The organism is Jeotgalicoccus sp. ATCC 8456, assembly GCF_016313225.1.
Classification (GTDB): Bacteria; Bacillota; Bacilli; order Staphylococcales; family Salinicoccaceae; genus Jeotgalicoccus; species Jeotgalicoccus marinus.
The window spans coordinates 1,014,071-1,035,882 of sequence record NZ_CP066224.1; the positions used below are offsets into that span (position 1 = coordinate 1,014,071).

General features: G+C 37.5%; 19 protein-coding genes. All 19 read right to left on the reverse strand.

What is annotated here, in order from left to right; genetic code table 11:
• Positions 1 to 72: 72 nt before the first annotated feature.
• Positions 73 to 1,008 carry a thioredoxin-disulfide reductase gene (gene trxB / locus JEM45_RS05155; RefSeq protein ID WP_026867312.1) on the reverse strand — a complete coding sequence of 312 codons (936 nt, stop codon included), beginning with the start codon at positions 1,006 to 1,008 and terminating at the stop codon, positions 73 to 75.
• Positions 1,009 to 1,068: 60 nt separating this feature from the next.
• Positions 1,069 to 2,490 carry a tetratricopeptide repeat protein gene (locus JEM45_RS05160; protein WP_198687933.1) on the reverse strand — a complete coding sequence of 474 codons (1,422 nt, stop codon included), beginning with the start codon at positions 2,488 to 2,490 and terminating at the stop codon, positions 1,069 to 1,071.
• A 3-nt stretch (positions 2,491 to 2,493) separates the two neighbouring features.
• Complete coding sequence (locus JEM45_RS05165) at positions 2,494 to 2,973, reverse strand: acyltransferase (protein WP_026867310.1); 480 nt, start codon at positions 2,971 to 2,973, stop codon at positions 2,494 to 2,496.
• Between the two features lies 1 nt (position 2,974).
• Positions 2,975 to 3,862, reverse strand: a complete 888-nt coding sequence (gene lgt, locus JEM45_RS05170; protein ID WP_026867309.1) for a prolipoprotein diacylglyceryl transferase — start codon at positions 3,860 to 3,862, stop codon at positions 2,975 to 2,977.
• Positions 3,859 to 4,791: an HPr(Ser) kinase/phosphatase gene (gene hprK / locus JEM45_RS05175; protein WP_026867308.1), complete on the reverse strand. Its 933-nt coding sequence runs from the start codon at positions 4,789 to 4,791 to the stop codon at positions 3,859 to 3,861. Before hprK ends, lgt begins: the two co-directional genes overlap by 4 nt.
• 102 nt (positions 4,792 to 4,893) lie before the next feature.
• Positions 4,894 to 6,033, reverse strand: coding sequence for a DUF4097 family beta strand repeat-containing protein (locus tag JEM45_RS05180; RefSeq protein WP_026867307.1), 1,140 nt, complete (start codon positions 6,031 to 6,033; stop codon positions 4,894 to 4,896).
• A gap of 11 nt (positions 6,034 to 6,044) precedes the next feature.
• Positions 6,045 to 8,873: an excinuclease ABC subunit UvrA gene (gene uvrA / locus JEM45_RS05185; RefSeq protein ID WP_026867306.1), complete on the reverse strand. Its 2,829-nt coding sequence runs from the start codon at positions 8,871 to 8,873 to the stop codon at positions 6,045 to 6,047.
• Positions 8,874 to 8,878: 5 nt separating this feature from the next.
• Positions 8,879 to 10,858 carry an excinuclease ABC subunit UvrB gene (gene uvrB, locus JEM45_RS05190; RefSeq protein ID WP_026867305.1) on the reverse strand — a complete coding sequence of 660 codons (1,980 nt, stop codon included), beginning with the start codon at positions 10,856 to 10,858 and terminating at the stop codon, positions 8,879 to 8,881.
• A gap of 78 nt (positions 10,859 to 10,936) precedes the next feature.
• On the reverse strand, positions 10,937 to 11,182 hold the full coding sequence (locus tag JEM45_RS05195; RefSeq protein ID WP_026867304.1) for a DUF2198 family protein: 246 nt from the start codon (positions 11,180 to 11,182) through the stop codon (positions 10,937 to 10,939).
• 5 nt (positions 11,183 to 11,187) lie between these two features.
• Positions 11,188 to 11,823 (reverse strand): YfbR-like 5'-deoxynucleotidase, encoded by a 636-nt coding sequence (locus JEM45_RS05200; RefSeq protein ID WP_026867303.1) that lies wholly within the window; start codon positions 11,821 to 11,823, stop codon positions 11,188 to 11,190.
• Positions 11,824 to 11,826: 3 nt separating this feature from the next.
• Positions 11,827 to 12,411, reverse strand: coding sequence for a TlpA disulfide reductase family protein (locus JEM45_RS05205; RefSeq protein WP_035857099.1), 585 nt, complete (start codon positions 12,409 to 12,411; stop codon positions 11,827 to 11,829).
• A 99-nt stretch (positions 12,412 to 12,510) separates the two neighbouring features.
• Positions 12,511 to 12,684: a hypothetical protein gene (locus tag JEM45_RS05210; protein WP_156889181.1), complete on the reverse strand. Its 174-nt coding sequence runs from the start codon at positions 12,682 to 12,684 to the stop codon at positions 12,511 to 12,513.
• Between the two features lie 212 nt (positions 12,685 to 12,896).
• Positions 12,897 to 14,804, reverse strand: a complete 1,908-nt coding sequence (locus JEM45_RS05215; RefSeq protein ID WP_198687934.1) for a LysM peptidoglycan-binding domain-containing protein — start codon at positions 14,802 to 14,804, stop codon at positions 12,897 to 12,899.
• Positions 14,805 to 15,122: 318 nt separating this feature from the next.
• On the reverse strand, positions 15,123 to 15,446 hold the full coding sequence (locus tag JEM45_RS05220; protein WP_026867671.1) for a c-type cytochrome: 324 nt from the start codon (positions 15,444 to 15,446) through the stop codon (positions 15,123 to 15,125).
• Positions 15,447 to 15,466: 20 nt separating this feature from the next.
• A protein-coding gene (prfB, locus tag JEM45_RS05225) for a peptide chain release factor 2 (protein WP_198687935.1) occupies positions 15,467 to 16,568 on the reverse strand; the annotation gives its coding sequence in 2 pieces (ribosomal slippage) (positions 15,467 to 16,504 and positions 16,506 to 16,568; 1,101 coding nt in all).
• Positions 16,569 to 16,579: 11 nt separating this feature from the next.
• Positions 16,580 to 19,108, reverse strand: a complete 2,529-nt coding sequence (gene secA / locus JEM45_RS05230) for a preprotein translocase subunit SecA (protein WP_026867673.1) — start codon at positions 19,106 to 19,108, stop codon at positions 16,580 to 16,582.
• 135 nt (positions 19,109 to 19,243) lie between these two features.
• Positions 19,244 to 19,810, reverse strand: a complete 567-nt coding sequence (gene hpf / locus JEM45_RS05235; protein WP_026867674.1) for a ribosome hibernation-promoting factor, HPF/YfiA family — start codon at positions 19,808 to 19,810, stop codon at positions 19,244 to 19,246.
• Between the two features lie 12 nt (positions 19,811 to 19,822).
• Entirely contained in the window at positions 19,823 to 20,386 is a 564-nt protein-coding gene (locus JEM45_RS05240; RefSeq protein ID WP_169515941.1) for a ComF family protein, read from the reverse strand.
• A gap of 149 nt (positions 20,387 to 20,535) precedes the next feature.
• Positions 20,536 to 21,780 (reverse strand): DEAD/DEAH box helicase family protein, encoded by a 1,245-nt coding sequence (locus tag JEM45_RS05245; protein WP_198687936.1) that lies wholly within the window; start codon positions 21,778 to 21,780, stop codon positions 20,536 to 20,538.
• Between the last annotated feature and the right edge of the window lie 32 nt (positions 21,781 to 21,812).

A 21,812-nucleotide genomic window follows, 5' to 3' on the forward strand; every position in this document is an offset into this window, starting at 1 on the left:
GAGATTTAATCTTAGCCTTTGTTTTATACTCATTTTACTATGAAAAATCCCCCATATGGGGGAAATTTTAACTTATTCTTCGTCTTCTAACTTTTCTAAGTAGTGCTGAGCATTTTGAGCTGCTAAACTACCATCGCCAGTGGCAGTAACGATTTGTCTAAGTGATTTCTCTCTAACATCTCCTGCTGCAAAAATTCCAGGAATTTTCGTTTCCATCTCTTCATTGGTTTCAATGTAACCATTGTCATTTAGAATTCCAAGGTCTTTGAATGGTTCTGTAAGAGGCAACATACCAATGTAGATAAACACACCATCGGCCTTGTGTTCATATACTTCACCAGTATTTTTATTTTTAAGTGTGACAGATTGGACTTTACCTTCACCATTAATTGATTGCAGTTCAGTATCCCAAATGAAGTTCATCTTTTCATTTTTAAAGGCTCTATCCTGCAAGATTTTTTGCGCACGTAATTCGTCACGACGGTGAACAACTGTAACTTTACTTGCGTATTTGGTTAGGAAAACACCTTCTTCTACTGCAGAGTCTCCCCCACCAATCACAACGAGTTCACGCTCTTTAAAGAATGCACCGTCACATACTGCACAATAACTTACCCCGCGTCCGCGTAGTAAGTCTTCGCCTGGTACACCAATTGTTTTATATTCTGCACCAGTTGCAATAACGACTGATTTTGTATAAATATCTTCAGATGAAGTTTTTAGGATCTTAATGTCTCCATCTAATTCAACACTTTTAATATCTCCAAATTTGTACTCTGCACCAAATTGCTGAGCATGTTCAAACATTTTTGATGATAATTCGGGTCCAGTAATCATAGTAAATCCTGGGAAGTTTTCTACTTCCTCAGTATTTGCCATCTGTCCACCTGGTACGCCACGTTCTAAAAGCACTGTTTTTAATTCTGCACGAGATGCGTAAACGGCTGCTGTCATTCCTGCAGGACCAGCACCGATGATTACAACATCATAGATCGTCTTTTCGTCCATAGTTTATCTCCTTTAAAAAATTGCTATATACTATTATAGTCACTTAAGGTCATTTATTCATTAAATTTGCTTGAGGTGTTCAATTGCCTTGTTTAAACGATAGTTTGTCGTATTAAAGGTTTCTACCAAATACTTTTTGGTTAACTTTTTCTGTGAACGATAAGTATATAGGACCGCGGCAACATAACTTTCAACATCGTCAAATTCCTTATGCACCTCATATAAGTCATGGAAGATATCAATCCACATTAACAAAGTATCCTCTTCAGTAAAACCTTTATCGTATAGTAATTCTAAACCAATGTGCATACGACCCAATCTCACAAGTTTTAGTCCCTGAAACAAAAACGAAACGTATAATTTTTCATAATCATCAAGTTCTTCTATACGATTCCAGATTGATAAACCGATTATCGCTTCTTTCGGTTCAATTTTAGAAATTAAATATAAGGCAAGCAGTCTTTTATGTTGATCATCATCATTTAAATACTTTTCCTCAAGACTGAGAATTTGGTTAGCCGCTTCTGATTTTTTCCATGGACTAAATTTCTCGTCTAACTGATGGAAGTTTTGCATTTTCGTCCAGTATGATTTAGATTCTTCTGTCTTGCCTAGATGAAATGATGAAAAACTCAGGGCATGTAAGAGCTGGAAGTTCATAACCCTCTGCTTTTTATAGAGCGGGAATAACAAGCGGTAAGCATGTTCATATTTCTGTAGGAAATTTAGCACAAGACCGACTTTAAATCTCGCATCATCATCTAATGGTTCTACGACTTCGAGTTTTTTTAAATATGACTCGTACTTTTCTATCTCATTGGTATGATAGTGAAGTAGCGTCATATGACTCAACGCATGCATGTCAGTCTGATCATCTTCTAATAATTGTTCAAGTAAAGCCCTTGCTTCATCAAACTTATTTAAGAATAGGTAAGCCATGGCCTTTAAGTTTCTAAATTCATTTTCCGTTTGAATGTCGCTTGGTAGTGTTGTTAAATAATCTAGGGCCTCATCGACCTTGGCATTCATAAATAAGTGTTGGAAAATTTGCTGGCCGATAATTCGTTCTGCTTCCTTCTCTAACTCCGCTTCATTATCAATTTCAACTTCAAACATCTCTTCTAGTTGCTGACGATAACTATTATCTTCTGAATACGCAGCATAAGATACTCCATATAAGAATGCCTTATTTGCATCTTGACGAATAATGTTGAGCTCACTCAAAGCTTGAAAATATGAGGCATCATATTCATCTTTTACAAATGCATCGATTAGTAAATGTTCCGCTTCATTTCCGAGTCCATTTTCTGCCATAACATAGGCATACTCTGAGAGATAGTCAGGGTTATCCGGGTTTTTATCGTAGGCTTTTTTTAATAATTGCAAGGCTTCTTTTTTGTTATTTTGCTGCCTTTTCTTAATACCTTGCCTGTAGTAACTCTCTCCGTTTTGATTGAGAGAGATGATGTTGTCTTTATTCATTTTTTACCTCTCCCTTATAATCATCGGATTGCCATAGACGAGTGCATTATCCGGTACATCTTTTGACACGACTGCACCTGCACCTATCTTCACTCCACTACCAATTTTAACCCCTGGTAAAATCGTAACATTTGCACCAATCATCGTATTTTCACCAATGATGACCTTACCAATTCGATATTCATCTACTAAATATTCATGGGTTAATATTGTAGCATTATAGCCTATAATTGAATTTTTACCAATGGTAATTAATTCTGGGAACATGAGGTCTGGCATTGCCTTATAGGCAAAGGATACGTGCTCACCTAATTTTATATTTAATCCCTTTTTATAGAATGCGTGTTTGAGCTGAGTAGATGGCAAAAAACGCCCGATTTCAATGACAATAAAGTTTTTTACGACTTTACCAAAGCGAACCGTACGATATAAATGCCATAATGGATTAATTGTAAAACCACGATATCGCTTTAATTGTCTCATACTACTTCTTCCTTTTTTTCTTCTTATTCACTACTGTTGATTTATTTGAATGTGTCGGCTTATCGCCTTTACTTAAATAATTGCCATATACTTCATTGTACTGTGGCAAGTTATACTGACGGTGTCGATAAATCATCGCACCAATAGCGACCACAATAATTACAATTGAAATTACTTGTGCCGTTCTTAGTAAATCAAAAATCATTAAACTATCTGTACGCATGCCTTCTATAAAGAATCGGCCGATTGAATAGTATACCAGATAAACAAGAATTGTATCACCTAGTTTTAATTTTTGACGAATTAACAATAGTATAACTACACCAATAATACTCCAGACTGACTCATATAAGAATGTCGGATGATAGTATGTACCGTCTATATTCATATGGTTAATTATAAATTCTGGAATCATTAAATTCTCTAAGAAATCTCTAGATACAGGTCCACCGTGTGCTTCTTGGTTAATAAAGTTCCCCCAACGACCAATAGCTTGGCCTAACAAAATACTCGGAGCGGCGATATCTGCAATTTGAAAGAAACTGTACCCTTTTTTCTTAGTATAAATTAAGCCCGCTAAAAATCCACCGATGAGTCCGCCATGTATCGCCATGCCACCCTCATAAACTTTTATAATATCAATAGGATTATAGAGATAATAATCAAGGTTAAATAAGACATAATATAATCTCGCACCAATTAGAGAGAAGATAATGATGTACATCATTAAGTCCATAAATAAATCATCAGGTAGGCCTCTTTTGATTGTCTCTCTTTTTGCTAAAAAGTACCCTAGAATCATTCCTGTGAGTATGATAATTCCGTACCAGTGGATGGACAAAGGGCCTAGTGAAATCGCAACCGGATCTATGGCAGCATTTAAAATCATTTCGTGTTGCCTCCATTATCTTTTATCTTTTGATTCAATCTTTCATTAAATTCAACTGCTGCATTATGTCCCATCTGGTTCAATCTGTGATTCATTGCAGCCACTTCAATTATACCAGCAAGACTACGCCCCGGACGAATTGGGATGACTTTTCTGGTCACTTCAGAATTTAAGATTTTAATCTTCTTATCCTCCAAACCAAGTCGGTCATAAGTATTCTTGTCTTCCCAGTTTTCTAAATGAACGTTTAGCATGACTCGTTTTTCAGTTAGTATACATCCTGCACCAAAGAGTGTCATTATATTGATAATTCCCAACCCACGAATTTCTAACAGATGCTGGATCAATTCTGGCGCAGATCCCATCAGTACATTCTTTGTTACTTCCTTGATTTCAACATTATCATCTGCAACGAGTCGATGCCCATTTTTAATTAACTCCAAAGCTGTCTCACTCTTACCAATACCTGAGTCACCTGTAATGAGCACTCCAATTCCATACACATCAACTAAAACACCATGCATATTTGTTTCTGGTGCGAGTTCTTTTTCTAAATATGTTGTAATACGACTAGTGAAATTTGTCGTATTATCTTCTGTCGTTAATAAAGCAGTGTTCGTTATGTTACATGCTTCTATTAATTCTAGAGGCGGCTGTAAACTTCTCGTCACTATGATGCATGGTGTTTCTTTACGACATAATCGTTTCGCACGATCTTCGCGTTCATCATCTGAAAGCACACGTTCAAAAAATGATATTTCTGTCATACCTAATATCTGTACTCGCTCTGATGAATAGTGAGAAAAGTAACCAGCGACCTCGAGACCAGGGCGAGACAAATCAAAGCTTGGAATCTCGTTTTCTAAGCCACCGTTACCTCCCCAAATTTTCAAATTAAAATGTTCCACTAAATCGTTCACTGTTAGCATAAAACACCGCCTCTAACTAATATTCTTTATGGGCAAATAGATTTAATAATATTATAACAAAAAATGGGCTGGCAAAAGCCAACCCATTACCTTTAATAGTTCTTAACTGCGATGTAAGGTCACGCTACCTACTTTAGTTCCCACTTCTAAGAATAATCCTTCCTCGTCACTATCGTTGACAAGCATGAGTTCTTTAAAGCCGATATCTTGATGTTTCATGAATCGAGCATCGACTTCTGGTGGGTAATTGATTTGACCAAGTACAGTAGATAAACGCCCTTCTAATGGTTTACCTTGTGGCACACTAATATTAATGCTACCCATATTTGAATTAATTGTCGCTTCTTCTGTACTGTTCTTAAGTGCTAAATTAACAGAACCATTTGAAGAAATTTCAATCGCTTTAGCATTTAGATTGTCTGTCATAATTGTGCCGAGCATTGAAATGACCTCGATGTTTTGATAATCACCTTCTCGGACCTTCACATTTCCTCTTGAAGTTCTTAAAAATGCACTCTTAGCTTCTACGTTAGAAAGATCAATATCACCATTTAGTATATCAATTGTTGCGTCCTGGAATTCCTTATCTTGGATCGATACACTACCATTTGATGCGGCAAGAATAATACGTTTTAAAACATCTTGTGTCACTTCAACTACGACGTTTACACGTGCTGATTTAACATCTGAAACGATGACCAGCTCACCATTTCTAACATCACAGATGATATCCTGGAAGTAGTTTTTCTTCGTATCTAATTTTCTATAGAATGGTGTCACTTCAAATTTAACGACATTCGTATTTTCAGCTGGTTTTAACTCAATATTACCATTAGCAATATCGAGTGATATACTAGAAAATTCTTCATCAATCGTTTCGATAAGACGATTTTTAGGCCCTTTTGAAAACAGTGTATCGAATGATGAACCCACTGAATCAAATGCTTTTTCAAGGCCATCAAATACTTGTTTTGTTTGTCTTTGGTTGCCAAATTTATTTTTTACATTTGAGTAGGTGTCTGTCACTTTGTCTTTATTTACATACTTGTTAAACTCGTCGACAAATTGATTAATATAATCGTTAAATACGCCTTTATCTGAGTCTGACTGTTCTTCTGAAGTCTCTTGTTGTTGCTTGGATTTCTCCTTCTTATCATTTAAAGCAGACATGAGTTCTATTGCTTCCGATGAAGAAATTTTTCCTTCTTCTAGCATTTTTAAGATACGTTCCTTACTTTCCACTTATATCCCTCCTAATGATTTCTGTTCAACCATTTCTTCAAGTATTGACCTGTATAACTCTTATCTTCCTTCATTACATCCTCTACTGTACCACTTACGACGATGTTTCCGCCACCCTCGCCACCTTCAGGGCCAAGATCAGTGATGTGGTCAGCAACTTTTATAACATCGAGGTTATGCTCAATGATGATGACTGTATCACCTTGCTCAACGAGACGTTGGATCACTTCAAGTAGGTTCTTAATATCTTCAGAGTGGAGTCCTGTCGTCGGTTCATCCATTATATAAAGCGTCTTACCGTTTGAACGACGATGTAACTCGCTCGCAAGTTTCACCCTTTGAGCTTCACCACCAGATAATGTTGTTGCAGGTTGTCCAAGTCTCACATATCCAAGGCCAACATCTAACAAGGTTTTAATCTTTCTCTTAATTTTAGGGAGGTTTTCAAAGAAATAATATGCTTCTTCAACAGTCATTTTTAAGACATCCGCTATACTCTTATCTTTGTATTTCACTTCTAAAGTTTCTCTATTATATCTTTTACCATGACACACTTCACAAGGTACAAAAACATCTGGTAAAAAGTGCATCTCAATACGTAAGATACCATCACCTTTACACGCTTCACAGCGTCCTCCTTTGACGTTGAAACTAAAGCGTCCTTTAGAATAGCCTCTTACTTTTGCTTCGTTCGTTTGTGCAAAAACATCTCTGATGTCATCGAAGACGCCTGTATAAGTTGCAGGGTTACTTCTTGGTGTACGTCCAATTGGGGATTGATCGATGTCGATAATTTTATCAATATGTTCAATGCCGTCTACACTTGTATGTTCTCCTGGTAATTCCTTAGTATTATAAAGTTTTTGATGTAGACTCTTATAAAGAATTTCGTTGATCAATGTACTTTTACCTGAGCCAGAAACACCAGTCACAACATTAAGCACACCTAAAGGAATATTCACATTGATGTTTTTCAAATTATTCTCTTTGGCACCCTTAATTTTAAAGACGCGTTTTTTATCTGGTTTTCTATAGTGTTCTGGCAGTGGAATTGATCTTCTTCCACTTAAGTATTGACCAGTGAGTGATGCATCGTTGTCCATCACTTCCTTAGGTGTACCTTCTGCTACAACCGTTCCACCGTGTTCACCAGCACCAGGCCCAATATCAATCAGATGGTCACTTGCGAGCATCGTGTCTTCATCATGTTCAACAACAATAAGCGTATTTCCGAGTTCAGTCATCTCTTTTAATGTACTGATTAAGCGGTCATTGTCTCTTTGATGTAGGCCAATAGATGGCTCATCTAAGATATATAAGACCCCGCTCAACTGTGAACCAATTTGTGTTGCCAGTCTTATTCTCTGTGCTTCTCCACCAGATAAAGTACCGCTCTTACGGCTCAATGTTAAGTAATCTAAACCAACATTTCTTAAGAAAGATAAGCGACTGTTGATCTCTTTAAGTATCGGTTGAGCAATTTCTTCATTTTGAGCTGATAGGGATATATCTTTAAAGAATTCTAAGGAGTCTATGACAGACTGTTCAGATGTTTGACCGATATGCTGACCATCCACCTTAACAGCGAGTGCTTCTTCATTCAGTCTATAACCATCACATGTTTTACATTGAATTTCTCTCATGTATTGACTCATGACATTTCTCGTATATTCAGATGGGCTCTCATTGTAACGACGTTCTATATTACTTAAGACACCTTCAAAAGGCATTTCTCTCGTTCTTTCCACACCATTATCTTGCTTGAATGAAAACTTAACTAGCTCATCTGAGCCTTTGAAAATTATTTCTTTATCTTTTTTACTTAAGTCTTTAAACGGTACTTTCATATCGATTTTGAAATGTGCTGCTGCCTGACTAAGCAATTGCATATAGTAAGTCGATGATATCGGTTGCCAAGTGACAATTGCCCCTTCTTCTAACGTTAAATTTGGGTCAGGCACAACGAGCGCTTCATCTACTGACATTTTCATTCCCAAGCCATCACAAGTTGGGCAAGCACCATAAGGTGCGTTAAATGAAAAGAGTCTAGGTTCTAATTCAGAAATTGTAAAGCCACATTCTGGACAGGAGAAGTGCTCTGAAAAATGCAAGTCTTCGCCATCGATAACGTTAATTGTCACATTGCCACCGGACTTGTCTAAAGCGACTTGTAGCGAGTCACTCAAGCGTGTTTCAATGCCATCCCTAACTGCTAGACGATCAATAACAACATCGATATCATGCTTCTTGTTTTTTTCTAATTCAGGTACTGATTCAATGTCATACATCTCACCGTCCACCACGACTCTAGCGTATCCTTCTTTACTTAAGGATGTTATTAATTGTTTGTGCTGTCCTTTTTTTCCTCTAGCCAATGGTGCAAATATTTGAATACGAGTACGTTCTTCTAACTGCATAATCGTATCTGTCATCTCTTCAATTGTCTGAGAAGAAATTTCGATATTATGAATCGGACAATATGGTGTGCCTGCTCTTGCGTAAAGCAATCTTAAATAATCATAGATTTCAGTAATCGTTGCAACAGTAGAGCGTGGGTTATTGCTCGTTGTCTTTTGGTCGATAGAAATTGCTGGCGACAATCCTTCAATCGTATCAACATCGGGTTTAGACATTTGTCCTAAAAATTGTCGTGCATATGAACTTAAAGATTCTACATATCTTCTTTGTCCTTCAGCATAGATCGTGTCGAAGGCTAAAGATGATTTCCCAGAGCCAGATAAACCCGTCATAACGACGAGCTTATCTCTAGGTATTTCAAGATTTACATCTTTTAAATTATTTTCTCTCGCACCTTTGATGCTTATAAATGGATTTTTCATGTCATTCACCCTTCTGCTTGAATCTCAAATATCGCGTCTCTTAATTCTGATGCAGTTTCAAAGTCTAGATTGCGTGCAGCTTCTTTCATTTCCTTATCTAACTTATCAAGAAGCTTTTGTCTCTCTGATTTGGTCATTTTCTTAGTCGGCGAAGTTTTCTTAGTCACTTTAGTGTTGTCTTCTTTAATGTCAACGTGAGCACTGATGACATCTCTAATTTCTTTTTGAATCGTTGTTGGTGTAATATTGTGTGCCTCGTTAAAGGCGATTTGTTTCTCACGGCGTCTTTCGGTTTCATCTAGTGCGTAACGCATAGAATCAGTTATCTTATCGGCATACATAATAACATGACCGTTACTATTACGTGCAGCACGTCCGATTGTTTGAATCAATGAACGTTCAGATCTTAGGAAACCTTCTTTATCTGCATCTAATATTGTCACAAGTGAAACTTCTGGTATATCTAAACCTTCTCTTAATAGGTTAATACCAACTAAAACATCGTAAGTACCCATGCGTAGCTCTCTAATAATTTCAATGCGCTCTAATGTTTTTATTTCAGAGTGAAGGTATTGAACTTTAATGCCGGCTTCTTTTAGATAAGTCGTTAAATCCTCTGACATTTTTTTAGTGAGTGTCGTGACTAGGACACGTTCATTTTTCTCCATACGGTCATGGATTTCAGCGAGTAAGTCGTCGATTTGGTGTTCTGATGGTCTGACATCAATTGTCGGATCAAGTAAGCCTGTTGGTCGTATGATCTGTTGAACCATTTTTTTAGTATGCTCAATTTCATAAGGTCCAGGCGTCGCAGAGACATAAAGTAATTGATCGGCCTTCTCTTCAAACTCAGAAAATTTTAATGGTCTATTGTCCAAGGCACTTGGTAATCTAAATCCATGATCAACTAGCACTTGTTTTCTCGCCTTATCCCCGTTATACATACCCCTAATTTGTGGTACTGTCACATGGGATTCATCAATCATAATTAAAAAATCTTTGAAGTAGTCGAGTAATGTATAAGGTGTTGAGCCTAAATCTCTAAGTGTAGTATGAACAGAATAGTTTTCAATTCCAGAACAAAAGCCCATCTCTCTCATCATCTCAAGGTCATAATTTGTTCTTTGTTCTAGTCTTTGGGCTTCAAGTAGCTTGTCTTCCGCTCTAAGGTTTTTTAATTGTTCATCTAACTCTTTTTCAATTCTCTCAATTGCAACTTTCATTTTTTCCTCACGGGTAACGAAGTGGGATGCAGGGAAGATTGCAAAATGCTCAAGTTCAGAGAATATCTCACCAGTTAAGTAGTCAATTTCACGTATTCGGTCGATTTCATCTCCGAAGAATTCAACACGAATACATTTTTCATCTCTTGATGCTGGGAATACTTCAACTATGTCTCCACGGACTCTAAAAGTTCCGCGTTTAAAATCAATATCGTTTCTCGCATATTGAATATCGACGAGTTTTCTTAAAAATTGATTACGATCGAGTTCCATACCGGTTCTAATACTGACAACTAAGTCTCTATATTCATCTGGATTACCTAAACCATAAATACAAGATACGGATGAAATAATGATAACGTCATCACCTTCAAATAAGGCACTAGTTGCAGAGTGCCTTAACTTATCAATTTCATCATTAATCGATGCATCTTTTTCTATAAAAGTATCCGTACTTGGGACATAGGCTTCTGGTTGGAAATAATCATAGTAGGATACAAAATACTCAACTCTGTTGTTTGGGAAGAACTCTTTAAATTCACTGTACAGTTGCCCAGCCAGCGTTTTGTTATGTGCGATGATCAGGGTTGGCTTACCAACCTTTTGAATCACTTGGCTCATTGTATACGTCTTACCTGTTCCAGTAGCACCTAATAAAGTCTGGTGTCTTTGGCCAGAGTTTATTTGTTCTACAAGCTCATCTATTGCCTGAGGCTGATCTCCAGCCGGCTCAAATTTAGAAACTAACTCAAACTTAGCCATTGTTTCGCCTCCACATATTTATCTATACTAGTCTAACAAAAAAAGAGTAAAAATGACAAACATTTGTTCGGTCTTTTTTCACTCTTCTTCATCATTATTAAATTGATCTAACGTAAAAATCTCTACTATAATGTAACCAACAAAAATCGAAGCTGAATCAATGTAAATTACCCAATCACTCGGGTAAAACCCTCTGTAAATAGAAGCACCGAACAATACGAATGTTAGTAAAACAGCGACATACTTATTTCTTGTGAGTCTTGTAAAAACAACCACAGTGACTGCGGGTACCACCATGGCCATCATGTACCAATAAAGGTCCATAATTCTTACTCCCTATTTAAAATCGCATTGGTGATTTCAAAAAGTTCATCTTTTGGAATAAATCTTTCTTTGAGCATTTCTGTTAGAATGTTATCTAAGAAATCTTGAACCGACACCAAATGATCAAAGCGCTTAATGGTTGCTAACGATTCCTCGTATATCTCAAAGAATAAAGGCTCGGGATTTCTCTTTTGGATTTCTCCGAAAGACTCATATAAAAGATCGATTTTATCCGCCACCGAGAGTATTTGACCTTCAAGTGTGCTATCTTTTCCTTCTTTTAAACGTTCCTTATATATCACTTGATATTCTGGGGGAAATTCTGTTTCTATAAATTTAGTTGTCATCGTTTCTTCAACTTCTAAAAATAATGAATTTAGTTCTAGAGACGCATATTTTACAGGCGTTTTTATATCACCAGTGAAAATCTCCGGATAGTCATGGTTGAGTGCTTTTTCATACAGCGCACGCCAATCTATGGTACTCCCGTGATATTCTTCTACTGTACCTAAATACTGTGCAATTTTTGTCACTTTGAATGAGTGAGCCGCAACGTTATGCTCTTGGTATTTAAACTTACCAGGACAGCGTATGAGTTTTTCTAAGTCACTCAGACTTTTAAAGTATTGGTGTACTCCCATTATTTAACGCTCCTTTACATAGTTAACATAGTCTGTGATTAGGTCGGGACTAATCTCACCTATGTAGGCTCTAATTACTTCACCTTCTGAATCTAAGAAGAATGTTGTTGGCATTAAGCTGATTTTGAATTCATCCGTTACTGCTGCTTCGTTCGTTAATTCATAAACAGGATATGATACCTCAAACTGATCAAGGAATTCATCACGATTGGCAGTACTATCATCGATATTTACACCGACAACTTGAACATCTGAGTCAGCTGTTTGACTGGCATATTCATTTAACTCTGGGGTCTCACGTTTACATGGATCACACCATGATGCAAAGAAATTAACAACAGTCACCTTATTATCTGCTACCAGTGACTCAAGTGACTGATCACTATTTATTACTACTTCAGATTCCATATTTAGAGCATTTAAACCAACAGCATGGTGATTATCTCTACCTTCAGAATCTTGTAGTGTTTTTAAACTCTGTTCTCTTAGTTCCTCATCAGAGACATTGATGACAGCACCAATACTGACCCCCACAACTAAGAAGAACACGATAAAAACAACACCAATAATTATTTTCCTTAAAGACATACTGAAAGTCCTCTCGCATTCATTTTATTCATTTTACCATAAAGTTAATTCTACGAAAGTTAAGAATGTATGAACTGTCAACGAATGTCTTTTATTTGCTTAGACACGATGTCGATTCTTTTCTTGATCCTTCTTCCATTGTTTCATTTGTTTATCCACATATTCATCTACTTTATTAATCTTTTTAAAAGTGAGCACATTAATCGTACTCATAATTAATAAAGAAGAGAGCGGTACAGAAGTCCCACTGGATTTTGGTGTAATATTACTCACAATGTTCACCCTCCTATATGTCAAATAACCGTTTTGTTATGAAAGTATTCAAGAATAGAGTTTTTTTATCAATTATCACGACCTAGTTCGTGTCTTTTTGGATTTTGTGGGCTTTTCGCGAACTAGATTTTGTTCTGAATAATAAAAAAGTACACTTACATCTCATATGAGTGCAAGTGTACTTCAAATATTTAATCTCTATCAAGTATTTATTAGTAGATAAAGTTATGGTTAGCTGCTTGAGAAGCACTTAAAGTTCTTGTGCTTTTACTACCAAGGCCGCCACCGAATTGCATTTCTGATACTAAGATTGAACCGTCGCCATTAACACGTTCTACAAATGCAACGTGACCTTGACCGTATGATCCGTTAGTATATGCCGGTGCTTGCATGATTGCACCCACAGCTGGTTTATTACCTACTGAGTATCCATCAGACGAAGCTGCAGATGCCCAGTTAGAAGCATCTCCCCAGCCATTGCCAGTGCTTAAGCCCATTGATGAACGCTTTTCAAATACGTACCATGCACAGCTACCCCACTGATAGTAGTTTGTACCGTTAGATACACTAGAAGCTGGTGTTGCTGCTGCAGGTTCTGCTGCTGCCGCTTGTTCTTCAGCTGCTCTTTCTGCTTCTGCTTTTTCAGCTGCCGCTTGTTCTTCGGCTACTCTTTCTGCTTCTGCTCTTTCAGCTGCTCTTTCTGCTTCTGCTTTTTCAGCTGCCGCTTGTTCTTCGGCTACTCTTTCTGCTTCTGCTCTTTCAGCTGCTGCTTGTTCTTCAGCTGCTCTTTCTGCTTCTGCTTTTTCAGCTGCCGCTTGTTCTTCGGCTACTCTTTCTGCTTCTGCTTTTTCAGCTGCTGCTTGTTCTTCAGCTACTCTCTCTGCTTCTGCTCTTTCAGCTGCTGCTTGTTCTTCAGCTGCTCTTTCTGCTTCTGCTTTTTCAGCTGCCGCTTGTTCTTCGGCTACTCTTTCTGCTTCTGCTTTTTCAGCTGCTGCTTGTTCTTCAGCTACTCTCTCTGCTTCTGCCTCTTCAGCTGCCGCTTGTTCTGCAGCTACACGCTCTGCTTCTGCTTTTTCAGCTGCCGCTTGTTCTTCGGCTGCTCTTTCTGCTTCTGCTTTTTCAGCTGCAGCTTGTTCTTCAGCAACTCTTTCTGCTTCTGCTTTTTCAGCTGCAGCTTGTTCTTCAGCAACTCTTTCTGCTTCTGCTTTTTCAGCTGCCGCTTGTTCTGCAGCAACTCTTTCTGCTTCTGCTTTTTCTGCTGCCGCTTGTTCTGCAGCTACACGCTCTGCCTCAGCTTTTTCAGCTGCCGCTTGTTCTGCAGCAACTCTTTCTGCTTCTGCTTCAGCCGCTGCTTGCTCTTCGGCTGCAACACGCTCAGCTTCTTCATCTACTGAAACTTCTTCAGTTTCTTGAACAGGTTCTACTTCTTCTACCTCTTCAACTTCTACTTCTTCAGCCGCTGCCGCTTCTTCGGCTGCGATTCTCTCTGCTTCAGCAGCTTCTACTGCTGCTTGTTCAGCTGCTACACGCTCTGCTTCTGCTTTTTCAGCTGCCGCTTGTTCTTCGGCTGCAATACGTTCAGCTTCTGCTTTTTCTGCAGCAGCTTGTTCTTCAGCTGCTTGTTGAGCTTCTGCATCTTCATTTGCTGAAGTATTTACTTCTACTTCCTCAGTTTCTTGAACAGGTTCTACTTCTTCTACCTCTTCAACTTCTACAGTTTCTGAAGCAACTTCTTCACCTGAGATTGTTAATTCTTGTCCAACAAAAATTAAATCACTAGATAAGTTATTTAACTTCATGATTTCTTTGTAATCTAGAGAGAACTGTTCACCGATTTGTGAAAGTGTATCTCCTGCTTGTACAGTATATGTATTCGGAGTTTCAACAGGTGCTGGTGCCTCTTCTTCCGCTTCGTTTACTGTTAATACGTCACCTGGGAAGATAAGGTCGCTTGTTAATTCGTTATCCGCTTTAAGATCAGCTACTGATGTTCCAACTTCATTAGCTATTCCCCATAATGTATCTCCACTAGCTATTTTGTATTCGTCTGCTGAAACCGTCGTTGCTGCGACACCTGTAATTGCTGTTAATGTTGCTACAGATACTACTGTCTTTTTCATAAAGTGAATGTCCTCCTACTAATAATCATTTTATTTTTTAATTTTTTATGTTTGGCTATTGATTGATATGTAACTCTTCCGTTATTACGACACGTAATAAACTATATCATAAGAGTCATTACAATAAAGTCTTGTAATATATTTGTAATATAAAAGAAATTTATTAGAAATCTGGACGTGTTTTCTTTACAAATGATTTATTTAACTATGCATTGTTATAGTAATTTACTCGGATAAAATAATTTACTATATTAGCTTAAGTTAACAAAAAAACCGTTAAGTTTTTTAATAAAACTTAACGGTCTTTCTCTGATTGTTTTATTGTTTTTCAGAAAGCCATTCTGCTAGTTTACTCAGTTGTTCTTGATCTTCTACTAATCCACCTGGCATTGGTCCTTTTCCTTCTTCGATAACAGTTTTGATTTCGTCTACTGATAATCTACTACCGACTTCTTGAAGATTTGGTCCTGATGCGCCTTCTAATTCTCTACCGTGACAACTAAAGCAAGATGAAGCTTCGTAAATTGCCTGACCATCATCTACCGATGCATTGTCTGAAGTCGCACTTTCTTCTTCACCTGAACCACATGCACTCAGCACGAGTACTACACCAAAGCTAAGAGACATCATTATCTTTTTCATTTTACAGCCTCCATCTACTTTTACATTACCATTCTTAGATATGCATGTATGAACGGTGATAAGTCACCATCCATTACTTTGTCAGTATTACCTGTTTCATAGTTTGTGCGATGGTCTTTAACCATTGAATACGGGTGAAAGACATAGCTTCGGATTTGACTTCCCCAGCCAATTTCTTTTTGTTCACCTTTAATATCTTCGATTTCTGCTCTCTGTTCTTCGATTTTCTTTTGATAGAGCTTAGCTCTCAACATATTCATCGCTTGTTCACGGTTCTTAATCTGTGAACGTTCATTTTGACATGTCACGACAATCCCTGTGGGTAAATGCGTGATTCTGACAGCTGAATCAGTCGTATTTACGTGCTGACCACCTGCACCACTTGAACGGTAAGTATCTATTTTAATATCATCATTGTTAATTTCTATTTCAACATCCGTATTTTTAAACTGCGGAATTACTTCGCAGGATACGAAGGATGTATGTCGTCGCCCTGAAGAATCAAATGGAGAAATTCTTACAAGACGGTGGACACCCTTCTCAGCCTTTAATAACCCATAAGCATTGGCACCTTTAATGGATAACGTCACACTCTTAACTCCAGCTTCGTCTCCAGCTTGATAGTCGACTGTTTCAACTTTAAAGCCTTCACTTTCACTGTAACGTTGATACATTCTTAGTAACATCTCAGCCCAGTCTTGTGATTCTGTACCACCTGCACCAGGATGTAGTTCCAAGGTTGCATCCAAAGCATCGTGTTCGCCTGAGAGTAATAGGTTCAATTCATATGCTTCAATATTTTCTTCTGTTTCTTTGATTGAGTCCGATAAAATGGCCTCAAGCTCACTGTCATGCTCTTCCCGTAATAATTCATATGACGTTTCAATATCATCAACTGACGCCTCAAGATTATTAAAACCATCTACAATTTTCTTCAAATGATTATTCGATGCAATGACGTCATTAGCAGCATCACTATCATTCCAAAAATTAGGATCCATCATCTGTTCTTCATTTTCTTTAATTTGAGTCTCTTTTTCTTCTAAGTCAAAGAGACCCCCTAAAGTCTTCTAGCTTATCTCTCGAACTTTGTATGAAAGATTTTACTTCACTTAATTCCATATATTATCTCCTTATGCTTGTCCGTGACAGTTTTTATACTTCTTACCTGATCCACATGGGCAAGGGTCATTTCTACCCACTTTTACTTGCTTTTTAATGGGTTGCTTTTTAACTTTCTGTTTACCGTCACCAGCATGCATTTGTTTTTTATCCAAGACTTGCTCACGTTTCATTTCTTCATCTGTGTGAACCACTGTCTTCAGTACAAACTTAGATGTGTCATCTTCGATATTCACAAGCAAGTTTTCAAACATTTGAATCCCTTCATTTTGATACTCTCTTAACGGATTAATTTGTCCATATGAGCGCAAGTGGATTCCAGTTCTAAGCTGATCCATACTATCGATATGCTCCACCCATTTTTGGTCCATTGTACGAAGCATCATCATACGTTCAAACAAACGCATTTTTTCTTCACCTAAAGTTTCTTCTTTTTCTTTAAGTTGGTCTTTTACCTTAGCCATAATGAACGCGTATATTGATTCCGGGTCCTTACCTTTGATGTCTTCTACAGAGATTTCTTCTTCTGGTAAGTAGAGATCAACGAGTGTGTTCTTATACTGCTCGTAGTCAACGTCTTCTTCATTATCTAAATCGTAAAACTCTACAGTACGTTCTACTGAACGATCAATCATGTCATACAAAAGATCTGAAACGTCGTCTTTATCTATAATTTCATCACGCTCATTATAAATAATTTCACGTTGCTTACGTAAAACCTCATCGTATTCCAGTAACTTTTTACGTGCGTCAAAGTTGTTTCCTTCCACACGTTTTTGTGAGGACTCTACGCCTCTAGAAATCATCTTACTTGTTAGTTCTTCTTCACTCATACCCATGCGTTCCATCATGCCCTGAATTCTTTCAGAACCAAACCGTCTCATTAGATCATCTTCCAGTGATAGGTAGAAGGTACTTTCACCGACGTCACCCTGACGTCCAGAACGCCCTCTTAACTGATCATCAATCCGACGTGACTCATGACGTTCTGTACCAATTACAGCTAGACCACCGAGTTCTTTAACACCGTCACCGAGCTTGATATCTGTCCCACGACCAGCCATGTTTGTTGCTATTGTTACAGCACCTTTTTTACCTGCTTCTTTAATGATCTCTGCTTCACGGCCATGGTTTTTCGCATTTAAGACATTGTGACGGATGCCGTGTTTTTTCAGTAGATTTGAAATCAATTCACTGGTTTCAACTGCAACAGTACCGATAAGGATAGGTTGCCCTTTTTTATGACGCTCAATGACATCATTAACGACAGCTTTTAGCTTGATTTCTTCTGCCGCATAAATTCTATCTGTATTATCGATACGTTGGACAGGTTTATTTGTCGGAATTTGAGTCACTCGCATATTGTAGATATTCATGAACTCTTCTTCTTCCGTTTTCGCAGTACCTGTCATACCAGACAATTTATTGAAAAGTCTAAAGAAGTTCTGGAAGGTAATGGATGCCATCGTCCGAGATTCATTTTGTATATCCATGCCTTCTTTTGCTTCAATAGCCTGGTGAAGACCGTCTGAAAAGCGACGCCCTTTCATCGTACGTCCTGTAAACTGATCTACGATTAAAATACCTTCTTGATCGACAACATAGTCTACATCTCTTTCCATAGAGAAATTGGCTTTTAAGGCTTGGTTGATATGATGGAGTAAATTTACATGCTTAACATCGTATAGATTATCAAGCTTAAACCATTTCTCTGCTTTCTCCATACCAGACTCATTAAGCTGAATGTTTCTTGTCTTAATGTCGTATGTGTAATCCTCTTCTTCTTTTAACATTTTTACAAACTGGTTTGCTTGGACATAATACGTTTCACGGTCTTTGGCCTTACCAGATATGATGAGTGGTGTTCTTGCTTCATCAATTAAAATCGAGTCAACCTCATCGATAACTGCAAAGTTTAAGCCACGTAAGACACGGTCCTGTTTATATGTCACCATGTTGTCTCTTAAATAGTCAAAACCCAGTTCGTTGTTTGTTGTATAAGTAATATCTGCTCTGAAAGCTTCTCTTTTCTCATTACTATTTTTTTGATTTAAGTTCAAACCAACGGACATGCCAAGGAAGTTATATAGGGGTGATAATTCTTCCATCTGACTTTCTGAAAGGTACTCGTTGACTGTAATAACATGAACACCACGACCTGCGAGTGCGTTTAAGTACACTGGCATCGTTGCAGTTAATGTTTTACCTTCACCGGTTTTCATCTCTGCAATATCACCTTTATGAAGGGCAATCCCCCCCATAATTTGGACTTCGAATGGTTCCATTCCTAAAGCACGTTTCGCCGCTTCTCTAACAACAGCAAATGCTTCTGTTAATATATCATCTAATATCTTATTCTCTTTTTTTATATCTCCATCTGCAGCTGCTAATTGATTTTTAAAGCTTGCAGTTTTTTCTTTAAGTGCGTCATCGCTTAATTTTTCCATTTCAGGTGCTAATGCCAACACCTTTTGAGCTTCTTTACGTAATGTTTTGAGCTCTTTCTTGTTGCCGTCAAACATCTTATTTAAAACACCCATGGATTTACTCTCTCCCTCAAAAAAATTCCTATATACAACGTTACATTTTACCACTATTATATATAAAAATAAAATATGAACCATCAAAAAGCCCCTGGGCTATAACAGCTCACAGGGGCAAATTATTATATTCGTTTAATTTGTTTCTATTAGTCCGTATTTACCATCTTTTCTACGATAAACGATACTAGTACCATCTGTTTCTCTATCATTAAAGACAAAGAAATCATGGCCGAGCATGTTCATCTGTAAAACTGCTTCTTCAGAATCCATTGGTTTCAATGTAAATTCTTTAGAACGATAGATCGCAATCTCGTCGTCATTGTCATTATTTCCTTCTTGTTCTTGTCCATTCTCAAATGCCGCGGCATTAAAGAATTCTAATTCTGGGTTCTTCTCTCTGAACTTACGGTTGATTTTTGTTTTGTGCTTGCGGATCTGTCTTTCCAGCTTATCGATTACTAAATCTACCGCTGCATAGAGATCATCGTGTACTTCTTCTGCACGCAACGTTAAATCTTTCATAGGAATCGTAATTTCAACCTTACCACGCTTATTATTACGAACCTTGATATTTACGTGAGCATGAGTGTTTGGTACATCGTTGAAGTAACGTTCAAGTTTTGCAACTTTGTCTTCCACATGTTCGCGGATTGCATCTGTTACTTCAATGTTCTCTCCTCTAATTTCAACTCTAATCATGATGAGCCCTCCTTATATGTTACCTTTCTTCTTAATCTCATTATACCAAATGTGTTGCGCTTTTGAAAACGTTAACACATCTATTTTCTGAAAATTAAGATTTGAGATGACATCTGCCGCCTGATGTACTGTAACCCCTGTTGTATAAATATCATCTACTATGAGAACACTCATACCCGAAAAGTCATAGTCTTTAACATTTTCATTTAAGAAAAATGGATTTTCTTTATTTAAACGCGCCGCTCGACTGAGATCTGATTGACGATTTTTCTTAGAGGTTTCTAGTATAAGTTGATAATCAACCTTCATTACCTTAAGCATTTCTGTCACCTGATTATAAGTTCGCTCCTTTAAACGTGCTGATGAAATGGGTATCGGAACGACCAGATCATAATTCTTAAAATTAAAATCACTTAAATACTTCATTATCATTGCCATCGCCTGGTCCTTTAAAAACTTGTAACGATGTAACAACATCTTCACAGCGTCGTTGTAATCCGTTATTACAGTAATTTGATTTACGTGTGGATACCTATTGATAAGAAGCTGACAGTCCTCACATATATCAATTTCCACTTGTACTACCTGATGACATCGGCCACACCTCGGTCCAAAAAACTTTTCCTCTAGTGAATCCCGACAACTTTGACAGAGTGGCTCTGACTTTACGAATAAGGAAATCACAGTAGGTTCATTAGTTATTCTTTGATGACAGTATAGGCAGATCATAACTTAGCACGACCTTTATTGAAGGCTTTAATTTTCTTGATTGTTTGATGAATACTTCTCGTATTACTTTCCGATAAAAACCAGATATTTCCCAAGGGATCTTTTGGCTTTCTTCCAACTCTCCCACAAATTTGAATGAGTCCAGCACTATCAAAGCGGTGCGCATTGACTACAATCACATCTAAATTAGGAAAGGTGACTCCACGCTCTAAAATAGTGGTTGTTAAAAGTACTTTTATTTTATTGTCACGCATGAGCTGTACTTTCTCATAGCGGTAACGATCTCCACTGTAAACTGCTTGTAAGTCGGGAAACTTATCTTTCATTAACTGACCAAGCTGCTCTAACATTTTGATTTCTGGTAAAAAAATAAGTACTTTACGATCCTGTGCTATAATTTTACCAACCAATTGATCAAGCACTGGTGATGTTTTATGTTTCTCAATATAAGTGTCTACCGCATGGTAGTACACCTTCGGAATCGCGAGGTCATGACCGTGATATCTTCTAGCTATCGTTACGACATTATCCTTTCCAGTTAACTTAATCATCTCTCTAGTTGGTGTCGCAGTCATTAATATCAATGATCCGTTAGCTGATAAGGCTCTTAAAATTATCGACATTAAAAGTGGTTCATCAGCCAAGGGAAAAGCATCTACTTCATCGACAATAATCACATCATAGTGTTGAATGTAGTTCATAAGTTGGTGAACTGTGCACACTGTAAAGGCATGACTCAACACATTTTTTACCTCGCTATACATCAAATCAATACGTGTGTGTTTAAATGCATCTGTAAGCCTCAAATATACCTCTTTAACAACATCAATCCTCGGGGACACAAAGGCAACGTTCAAACCTTTACGCCTTGCTATTTTAATACCTTCGAAGGTAATTTCTGTTTTACCTGCTCCTGTGACTGCATACAAAAGTAAATTGCTATGATTATGAATGGCTGAAACGATACGATCACTCGCTTGAATTTGAATGTCATTCAACTGAAAATCTAAATGATAATCAATTTCTTCCTTAAAACGTTTAGTCTCCATACCATATAAAGGTGTCACTGAATCTGAACGACCTAGAATAATGCAGTGCATACAGTAAGTCACACTACACTGATCGTAATGTGAATAATAGGTATAGAATAAGGACTTATTTTGATTACCACAACGACAACACGTATGATTCTTAACACCTGCTTCAAACAATATTTTTTCTCCGCCATGCTTTAGTATCATTTTGCCTCCAATAAAAAAAGCAGCTTAAATAA

Excerpts from the sequence above, each read along its gene's own strand:
- JEM45_RS05205 (WP_035857099.1), bottom strand. The coding sequence starts at position 12,411 with ATGTCTTTAAGGAAAATAATTATTGGTGTTGTTTTTATCGTGTTCTTC.
- hprK (WP_026867308.1), bottom strand. The coding sequence starts at position 4,791 with ATGCTAACAGTGAACGATTTAGTGGAACATTTTAATTTGAAAATTTGG.
- JEM45_RS05215 (WP_198687934.1), bottom strand. The coding sequence starts at position 14,804 with ATGAAAAAGACAGTAGTATCTGTAGCAACATTAACAGCAATTACAGGT.
- uvrB (WP_026867305.1), bottom strand. The coding sequence starts at position 10,858 with ATGGCTAAGTTTGAGTTAGTTTCTAAATTTGAGCCGGCTGGAGATCAG.
- JEM45_RS05165 (WP_026867310.1), bottom strand. The coding sequence starts at position 2,973 with ATGAGACAATTAAAGCGATATCGTGGTTTTACAATTAATCCATTATGG.
- JEM45_RS05195 (WP_026867304.1), bottom strand. The coding sequence starts at position 11,182 with ATGGACCTTTATTGGTACATGATGGCCATGGTGGTACCCGCAGTCACT.
- uvrA (WP_026867306.1), bottom strand. The coding sequence starts at position 8,873 with ATGAAAAATCCATTTATAAGCATCAAAGGTGCGAGAGAAAATAATTTA.
- lgt (WP_026867309.1), bottom strand. The coding sequence starts at position 3,862 with ATGATTTTAAATGCTGCCATAGATCCGGTTGCGATTTCACTAGGCCCT.
- hpf (WP_026867674.1), bottom strand. The coding sequence starts at position 19,810 with ATGATTAGAGTTGAAATTAGAGGAGAGAACATTGAAGTAACAGATGCA.
- secA (WP_026867673.1), bottom strand. The coding sequence starts at position 19,108 with ATGGGTGTTTTAAATAAGATGTTTGACGGCAACAAGAAAGAGCTCAAA.
- JEM45_RS05200 (WP_026867303.1), bottom strand. The coding sequence starts at position 11,823 with ATGGGAGTACACCAATACTTTAAAAGTCTGAGTGACTTAGAAAAACTC.
- JEM45_RS05220 (WP_026867671.1), bottom strand. The coding sequence starts at position 15,446 with ATGAAAAAGATAATGATGTCTCTTAGCTTTGGTGTAGTACTCGTGCTG.
- trxB (WP_026867312.1), bottom strand. The coding sequence starts at position 1,008 with ATGGACGAAAAGACGATCTATGATGTTGTAATCATCGGTGCTGGTCCT.
- JEM45_RS05160 (WP_198687933.1), bottom strand. The coding sequence starts at position 2,490 with ATGAATAAAGACAACATCATCTCTCTCAATCAAAACGGAGAGAGTTAC.
- JEM45_RS05245 (WP_198687936.1), bottom strand. The coding sequence starts at position 21,780 with ATGATACTAAAGCATGGCGGAGAAAAAATATTGTTTGAAGCAGGTGTT.